The organism is uncultured Dialister sp. (assembly GCF_900541605.1).
GTDB lineage: Bacteria > Bacillota > Negativicutes > Veillonellales > Dialisteraceae > Dialister.
Genome location: NZ_UQKJ01000098.1, coordinates 1 through 7314, shown reverse-complemented (window position 1 = coordinate 7314; position 7314 = coordinate 1). Strand labels below are relative to the sequence as shown.

The window sequence follows — 7314 nt, the reverse complement described above, 5'->3', positions numbered from 1 at the left end:
GTCAAAGCCTGCCGTTCGGTGAAGAGATATGTAGTGGCGATATTCCGTGTTTTCGCATTTGTGAAGCTGGGTACTGCTTTGCAGAATTCTGCTGACCGCTTCTGTCCGGACGGGAGCGGGGGATAGGAGAAGCCCCTGCGCAAACGGGAGATTTTCTTTTCTGACCTTTTTCCCTGCCTGGGATTTGGGAAGGAAGTCATACTTTTGTGAAAATCACCAGCTCTTAAGAGAGCCTCTGATTTACCCCTCCATATATTAAAATGCCTTTTCGGGGGTAAAATCACAACCTGTTTTCGGATATTTAATGGTTTATTAATAAATGGGAATGGAAATGGGAGCCCGTGACTGGCAGAGAGGCTTACATCTATCAGCTTACCAGGCCAGCCTGCGGCGCTTCCATCCGGTACCCATCTACGATTCCCGCTGCGAACGGGCTGTCAGCGTAGGACTTCTCTTCCATACGGGTCGGGAAGTTTTATTTCTTATCCCATACAGTCTATGCAATAGCCGTGGCCTACGGCCAGAAAGGCAGGATGCAGGGATTCCAGGCGCTGCTGCAGTTTTTTACGGGCTTCTTCATTAGGGACCCGCTGGGTATCGATGTGTTCTACTTCACTGTGCCAGTCTTTCCGGATGACCTGGCCCATGCCGTTGCCGAAGCGCAGGAAAAGGTCCGCCGAGTAGAGGATGCCGCTGTTCTTTTCACAGGCCAAAAGGCCATCCTGCAGGTGCACTTCGGAGGGGTAGTCGATAAAGGAGAGGGAAAGATCCCCATCAGTCAGGGACTCGCCGCTGCGGCGTGTGATCATTTTCCCGGTGTAGCCGTAGCCTGGGAGTTCCCGGGCCGTAATGGCACCGGCAATGACGGTAAGGTCCGGGTATTCTTTCTGCAGTACCCGGAGACCTCCGGCTTCATCGGATTCCATGTGGGAGACGAAGACGTATTTGAGGGGCTTTTTACCAAGGATGGTTTTCAGGTCCGGCAGGATGGCTGCTGCCTGCTGCACCGTACCGGCGGCAAAGAGAATGGCCGGGTCCGTATTTAAGAGGTACTGATGGATTGTAAAGTCCATGGGTGGAATGTACAGGGAAAACTGGTAGAGATTATTTCTGATTGCTTTCATTTTAAAGGCCTCCATCGGATGCTGCTTGCTTTTATTGAACGATTACGCTATCATGATAGCAACAACTGTTTCTTTTATCAAGGCCCCAGAGGGCGGTTGCAACAGAAGGGGGATTTTGTGGCTATGCGGATCAAAGGCCTGACGGGACAGCAGATTCGGCAGTACCTGACAGAGGCGCTGCTGATACTGATGGAGACAAAAGACTATGGCAGTATTTCTATCGGGGAAATCGCAGACAAGGCGGGGGTGAACCGTTCCAGCTATTACCGCCATTTCTCCGGTAAGGAAGATATCCTGCGGTTCTATCTGATGACTATTATGAACGAATACCAGGAGGCTTACCGGACGGGCTCCGACCGGACATTTCATGCTTATATGCAGCAGATTTTCAGTACCTTTTATGGTCATCGACATGATTTGCTCCTCATGCACAAGAATGGCCTGTCCTACCTCCTGCTGGATGTGCTGAACTGGTGCTTCCGGCTCACGGATCCGGGCCGGAAATTGTCTCTCAGGGATCGGTTCATGATTTCCTATCACATCGGCGGTATCTATAATAACCTCTGCCTCTGGATGGATCACGGCATGAGAGAAACACCGGCCCAAATGACAGACATTGCCCTGTCATTCCGGCCGGAAGGGGCTTTCACCCTGCGGGATGTGCAGGTTGATGAAAGTCAGGGGAATTGAAAAATAACCACCATATTTCCAAAGGCAAGAAGGAAGCTTACCATGAACGGGAAGCTTCCTTTTCCTGTGTTTAAAAATATCGTTAAGGAAGCACTGATTAAATCGTTGTCAGATTTTATTCTTGGATTTTTATGCAATGCGAGGAATAACTCGACGCGAATAGCGAGCTATTTAAGGAGAGTTATGACGAAGCAGTGCATAAAAATCCTTATGAAATCTGACTCTGCGAATGAATCAGTGCTTCCTTAGATCATCCGGTGAAAATCAACCTTTCTCACTATTTCACCAACCCACTAACCCACTTTCTTACTTTCCGACTATTTTACTGTAAAATAAATTGACATATCGCGAATATAAGATATAATGAATAAAGACGCGGGGACAAGAAGGCAGTCCTCCATCATGGCTTCCGGAAATGGAATCTCCAGGAAGCCTTATTTTTAGAAATATCATATCTATAATAAGAGAAATGTAGAATAATCTAAAGTCGAAGGGATTTGGCTTTCAGGGAAGGAGCAGGACCATGGATGATGTAATATTGGATGTGAAAAATTTAAGGAAGTCCTTTCTCCAGAAAAACGGGCACCCCGTGGAAGCGGTGAAGGGGATTTCTTTCCAGGTGGAAAGGGGAGAAATCTTTGGGTTCCTGGGACCCAATGGGGCCGGGAAGAGTACCACCATCGCCATGCTCACCACCGGACTGGCGGCGGATGGCGGTGAGATTTTCCTGGATGGGAAATCGGTGCGGGAGGACCCGGTAAGAGCCCGCGCTAAAATTGGGGTGGTGGCCCAGCACAATAATCTGGACCGCAGCCTGACGGCAAGGGAAAACCTCCTTTTTCACGGGCGGTACTTTGGAATGGAGCGGAAAGAGGCTTCCAACCGAGCCGATGAACTGCTGAAAGAGTTTGGCTTCTGGGAGCGTCGGGATGACCGGGTATCCTCCTTTTCCGGCGGCATGTCCCAGCGTTTGAAGATAGCGAGGGCCATCATGCATCGGCCGGAGATTCTTTTCCTCGATGAGCCCACTACGGGGCTGGATCCCAACTACCGGGAAATTCTCTGGGAACAGATGCTGGCGCTGAATCGGGAGGGCACCACCATTTTCCTCACCACCCATTATATGGAGGAACCGGAACGGTTCTGCCGCCACATTGCCATTGTGAATGGGGGAGAAATCAAAGCTTTCGGAACGAGCCGGGAATTGAAGGCCCTGGTTCCTGAGGAAACGGTCCTTTCTCACCACGAGCCGGAAAGAGCAGCTTCGGATGGAGAGAGTCCGTTCAATCTGAATGATGTGTTTGTGTATCTTACAGGAAAGGGGCTTAATGCAGATGTTCAATAGCAGGTATTACCGTTCCGTTTTTGCAGCCATGGTAGAAAGGGATCTTTTAGCCCAGTGGCGGGACAAGGGAGAATTCATTTTCCGGGTCATGATGCTGCCGGCGGTGCTGATCATTATTTATGGCTATATCCTTCCGGCCATCGGCATGATGCCGGACCATTTCCAGTCCCAGATGTTCTGGGGCATGGTGGGCATGAGTATCCTCATCACCGGTATCCATGGCACGGCCATTCCTTTTACCATGGATTTCAATAACCGCCACGAAATCGAGGACCGCCTGCAGGCGCCGGTGCCGGTGAATCTCATCGCCCTGGCCAAGATGGCGGTGGGGATTATCGAGGCATTCATCGGGGGACTCCTGGTGCTGCCGGTATCTCTCCTCTTCATGGGAAGTGGGCTCCATCTGGTGCTGACCGTAGAAACGGTGCTGGCCCTTGTGCCGCTGCTCCTGCTTATTGCCCTGGCTTCCGCTTCTTTGGGACTCCTGGTGGGCACCATTGTGAAGCCTATGGAAATTGCAGCCATGTTTCCCGGATTTCTTATGCCCCTGGTATTCACGGGAGCCATCTTCTTCAGCTGGGGAGCCCTGTCTTCTGTGCCTGTCTTCCAGGTCCTGGTCCTGCTGAATCCCCTGGTCTATGCCAATGAGGCGCTCCGCTATGTCACTATGCCCCAGCTGGTGAGCATGCCCTTGTATTTCAGCCTTCTGGGGCTCTTTATTTCCACAGTCCTCATGGCGGGATTTGGCTTTCGCCGGTTCCACCATATGGCATCATCGCAGAATGGGAGGTAATTTCGATGGGTAAAAAAGTATTGATTATCGGTACCAGTCCGAGGCTTCACGGAAATTCCAATATCCTGGCCCGGTCCTTTGCCAAAGGAGCGGAAGAAGCGGGAAATGAAGTGGAATTTGTGCCTATGGCAGGAAAACGGATCGGTTTCTGTATCGGCTGCTGGGGCTGCCTTAAAACAAAAAGCTGCGTGGTGAACAGTGACGATGCGGAGGAAGTGGTACAGAAAATCCGCCGCTCCGATGTGGTCGTTTTTGCAACGCCCATTTACTACTACGAAATGAGCGGGCAGATGAAGACCCTACTGGATCGGACGAACTGCCTCTATACGGCGGACTATGATTTCCGGGATGTATACCTCCTCACCACGGCGGAATCCGGAGAAAAGGATACACCCCAGCATGCCATCGGTGGCGTCGAAGGATGGCTGAAGGTTTTCAATAAGGCAAAACTGAGAGGCGTCATCTTTGCCGGAAGAACCACTGCTGACGGCACCATCCGGGGTCACCGGGAGCTGGCGGAAGCAGAAGCCATGGGAAGAGCGGTGTGAAAGAAGGGAGGCAGCGTATAGGGGGATATACAAAAGGGACATCAGCCAGGGGTGAAGGAACAACGCACAATTCATAGAGCGCCCTATGATGCGTATGGCGTATCGATGACTCTATCCGTTATCCCTGGAGAAGGGGGTGGTAAAGGCTGGGGATAGAAGGGCTTTGAAGAGGCGGCAGATCATATCCAATCCAAAACCGCATTGGTTTCATGCATATAAAAAGAAGTCGTAAACGATTCGTTTACGGCTTCTTTTTGGATTGTCTTATTTATCGGCTTCATCGGAGTGGTGGAGCACCTGTTCTGCCAGGTCCAGCCAGAGGTCCTTATTTTCTTCCATGTACTGGATGAGTCTGTTCGTTTCCCGGGTATCCAGGCCCATGGTCTGGAGAATGGAGAACATGACCCGTTTCCGAATGGAGCTGTAGTCCAGTTTCTCGGAGAAATCAAAGCAGAGAACGTAGGAAGAAACGGCACCTTCCGCAAGAAGAATAGCGGTGTGGAGGCTTTCAATCTTTGTGTGCCTCCGGGCGTCCCATACTTCCCGTGCCAGATAGGCATGGTTTTCAATGACGCTTTCCATAATCATGGGAGATGTATGGGCGGCATACATCATTTCCCGGATAACCGGATTCTTTTCCACGTAGAAAAGCTCCATGGCAATGTAAGCAACAAGACGCTGCTCCGGAGTCTTGTCTGCCAGTGCTTCACCTACCCGCTTTGCAGCATCATCAAGAAATTCATCAATCAGTGCAGCAAAGAGGTGTTCTTTGTCTTCATATATATTATAGATACTTCCGGAGGTGATTCCGGAATCCTGTACGATCTGGCGAATGGTGGTCGTCTTGTATCCCTGTTCCAGGAACAGATTCTCCGCAGTTCTGAGAATCCTGCTCCGAATCCCCTTCATATGTACTGCTCTTTTTTCTGACTTTGCCATAGTAACCTCGCTTTTCCCCTAAAAATTTTTATCCTGATGACATACCGATGAATCGGCCGCTCTACCATTGCGGTCAGACAGGGGTGCATTTTTTTCCCTCCATGCTTACTCCCCCGCGAATGAAGAACAGGAAGTTATCGGATGTTTATACAGGAGACAGATTTTCCTCTGTAAAGGAAAGTTTTCGACATTACCGCCATAAGGCAAACATCTGCTGTTTGGCAGACACCCTGAACTGCCCAGGCTTTGAAAATCGAATTATCTTGGCATAGATTTGTGTCCCCTATATTGCAGGATACATAAAAATAGAACCCCTAACTTAGGACTATTATAAAAGACTATTACCCCTATTGTCAAACGCAAAATGTACTAAAAAGTGATGTAAATAATATTGTCCTATCTATGGTGGGACCATGGAAACAGTCCCATATTGTCGAACCTGTAGAAAATGACCCGGGGGAACTAATATAGCCCGGCCTTTGGTGGCAGGGACAACATTCTATTTATACAGTATGTGAATCTTGTTTATAATTTTTGAGATATGCAAACCAATAGCAAATGTAAAAATATATAAAGGAAAGGAGCGGGACTTAGGGGGATCCCGCTCTTTCATTTTCTTTCCATACAGTCGAGGTGCGCTAATCCCGGGAACCGGAACCATATAGAAAGAATACCTTTGGGACAAATAAATGCCCCTATTCTAGAACCTGCGAAACAGATTCTAGAATAAATCTATTATAGAAAATTCTGTGAGAAATGTCAATCATAAAATTTAAGTTTACGCAAAAGATTTATACACCATTAATGAAGGCTGCATCCCATGCTGTAGTTGGTTTCCGGATTTTGCAGAAAATCATGGGTTGGGGAATTTATTTTCCCTTTCTGGAAACGCCGTAGGCAGCAAGGCCAAGGGCTGCGGCACTGACGGCGATAGCGGTGAGCTTGCCATAGGGAATGGAAGAGGAGAGTTTCAGCCGCTTCTTTGCCTGGTCCAGTACCGAGAGAGGCTTCACCGATGTGATTGCAAGAGCACTCAGCCGGGAATGGACATCCACATTGCGGAATCCTGCCTCTTCCAGGTATTCTTTGAGTTCTTTCGGCCGGTACACCTTCATATGGGGAATCAGTTTTTCATAAATCTTATCCGGCGGCAGGGCTCCTTTGGAATGAAGGAGAAGGAGCTGGCCTCCCGGCTTCAGGACCCGGTAAATCTCCTTCAGGCAGGCAGCAGGATCTTTCCAGAAGTAGAAGGTCTCCTCTGCAATGACCAGGGAAAACCAGTTGTCATCGAAGGGGAGGGCTTCTGCAGATCCCTCCACAATCTGGCAGCGCCCATCCCGGATGGCCTCTTCATTGAGGCGCCAGGAAAAATCGACAGCCCGGAAGGAAGAATCAATGCCATAGACGTGGCCCTCCGGCGCTTTTTTCAAAAGACGGGAAATGGTCTTACCCCCGCCGCACCCGATGTCAAGGATTTCCGCATCTTTGGGGATGTGGACCTGGGACAGGCCCCACAGGGACAGGGGCGTATTCCACAGGTTCATGGCGGACAGCAGGTATCCTTCCGTTTTGGGACCGGGACGGAGAAGGGCTGGATTTTTCATGGGCAGTTTCATGGGTATGACCTCCTTACTCTACTATGATTCATCTTATATATTATTATACTCGAACTTTGGAGGCGGGGAAATGGGGAACTCCGGTTGGATGACGGGCTGCCCGGGGGGATGGGGCTAAGGGTGGTGGGTGAACATCGCCGCCACTCGTTCACCGGGTTGTGGCTTCAACTCCCTTCGCTCGTTGAAGCGGGGGCATAAGGGGGACTAGGGAAGCGCTGATTAATTCGCAGAGTCCGATTATACATGTATTTTCATGCAA

7 protein-coding genes are annotated in these 7314 nt (G+C 49.9%); 4 read left to right on the top strand and 3 right to left on the bottom strand.

Features of this window, described 5'->3' with window-relative positions; translation table 11 throughout:
- Positions 1 to 482: 482 nt before the first annotated feature.
- On the bottom strand, positions 483 to 1124 hold the full coding sequence (locus tag QZR21_RS07140) for an MBL fold metallo-hydrolase (protein WP_296974625.1): 642 nt from the start codon (positions 1122 to 1124) through the stop codon (positions 483 to 485).
- Between the two features lie 123 nt (positions 1125 to 1247).
- Here QZR21_RS07140 and QZR21_RS07135 point away from each other — a divergent pair, with 123 nt between their 5' ends.
- The 4 genes from QZR21_RS07135 (at position 1248) to QZR21_RS07120 (ending at position 4500) form a co-directional block, all read left to right on the top strand.
- Positions 1248 to 1814 (top strand): TetR/AcrR family transcriptional regulator, encoded by a 567-nt coding sequence (locus tag QZR21_RS07135; protein WP_296096793.1) that lies wholly within the window; start codon positions 1248 to 1250, stop codon positions 1812 to 1814.
- Positions 1815 to 2337: 523 nt separating this feature from the next.
- The gene (locus QZR21_RS07130) at positions 2338 to 3159 is read left to right on the top strand and encodes an ABC transporter ATP-binding protein (RefSeq protein WP_296096648.1); all 822 of its coding nucleotides are present in this window, start codon (positions 2338 to 2340) and stop codon (positions 3157 to 3159) included.
- Positions 3143 to 3952, top strand: coding sequence for an ABC transporter permease (locus QZR21_RS07125; protein WP_296096646.1), 810 nt, complete (start codon positions 3143 to 3145; stop codon positions 3950 to 3952). The genes QZR21_RS07130 and QZR21_RS07125 overlap by 17 nt, the downstream gene beginning before the upstream one ends.
- A 5-nt stretch (positions 3953 to 3957) precedes the next feature.
- Positions 3958 to 4500, top strand: a complete 543-nt coding sequence (locus QZR21_RS07120) for a flavodoxin family protein (RefSeq protein WP_296096645.1) — start codon at positions 3958 to 3960, stop codon at positions 4498 to 4500.
- A 264-nt stretch (positions 4501 to 4764) separates the two neighbouring features.
- On the opposite strand, the gene QZR21_RS07115 is transcribed toward QZR21_RS07120, so the two are convergent.
- Both QZR21_RS07115 and QZR21_RS07110 read right to left on the bottom strand, forming a co-directional pair.
- Positions 4765 to 5439, bottom strand: coding sequence for a TetR/AcrR family transcriptional regulator (locus tag QZR21_RS07115; RefSeq protein ID WP_296096643.1), 675 nt, complete (start codon positions 5437 to 5439; stop codon positions 4765 to 4767).
- 869 nt (positions 5440 to 6308) lie between these two features.
- The gene (locus tag QZR21_RS07110; protein WP_296974620.1) at positions 6309 to 7055 is read right to left on the bottom strand and encodes a class I SAM-dependent methyltransferase; all 747 of its coding nucleotides are present in this window, start codon (positions 7053 to 7055) and stop codon (positions 6309 to 6311) included.
- Positions 7056 to 7314: the final 259 nt, after the last annotated feature.

Bases quoted from the DNA above. Each gene is read 5' to 3' on its own strand.
- QZR21_RS07140 (WP_296974625.1), bottom strand. From the start codon at position 1,124: ATGAAAGCAATCAGAAATAATCTCTACCAGTTTTCCCTGTACATTCCA.
- QZR21_RS07135 (WP_296096793.1), top strand. From the start codon at position 1,248: ATGCGGATCAAAGGCCTGACGGGACAGCAGATTCGGCAGTACCTGACA.
- QZR21_RS07130 (WP_296096648.1), top strand. From the start codon at position 2,338: ATGGATGATGTAATATTGGATGTGAAAAATTTAAGGAAGTCCTTTCTC.
- QZR21_RS07125 (WP_296096646.1), top strand. From the start codon at position 3,143: ATGCAGATGTTCAATAGCAGGTATTACCGTTCCGTTTTTGCAGCCATG.
- QZR21_RS07120 (WP_296096645.1), top strand. From the start codon at position 3,958: ATGGGTAAAAAAGTATTGATTATCGGTACCAGTCCGAGGCTTCACGGA.
- QZR21_RS07115 (WP_296096643.1), bottom strand. From the start codon at position 5,439: ATGGCAAAGTCAGAAAAAAGAGCAGTACATATGAAGGGGATTCGGAGC.
- QZR21_RS07110 (WP_296974620.1), bottom strand. From the start codon at position 7,055: ATGAAACTGCCCATGAAAAATCCAGCCCTTCTCCGTCCCGGTCCCAAA.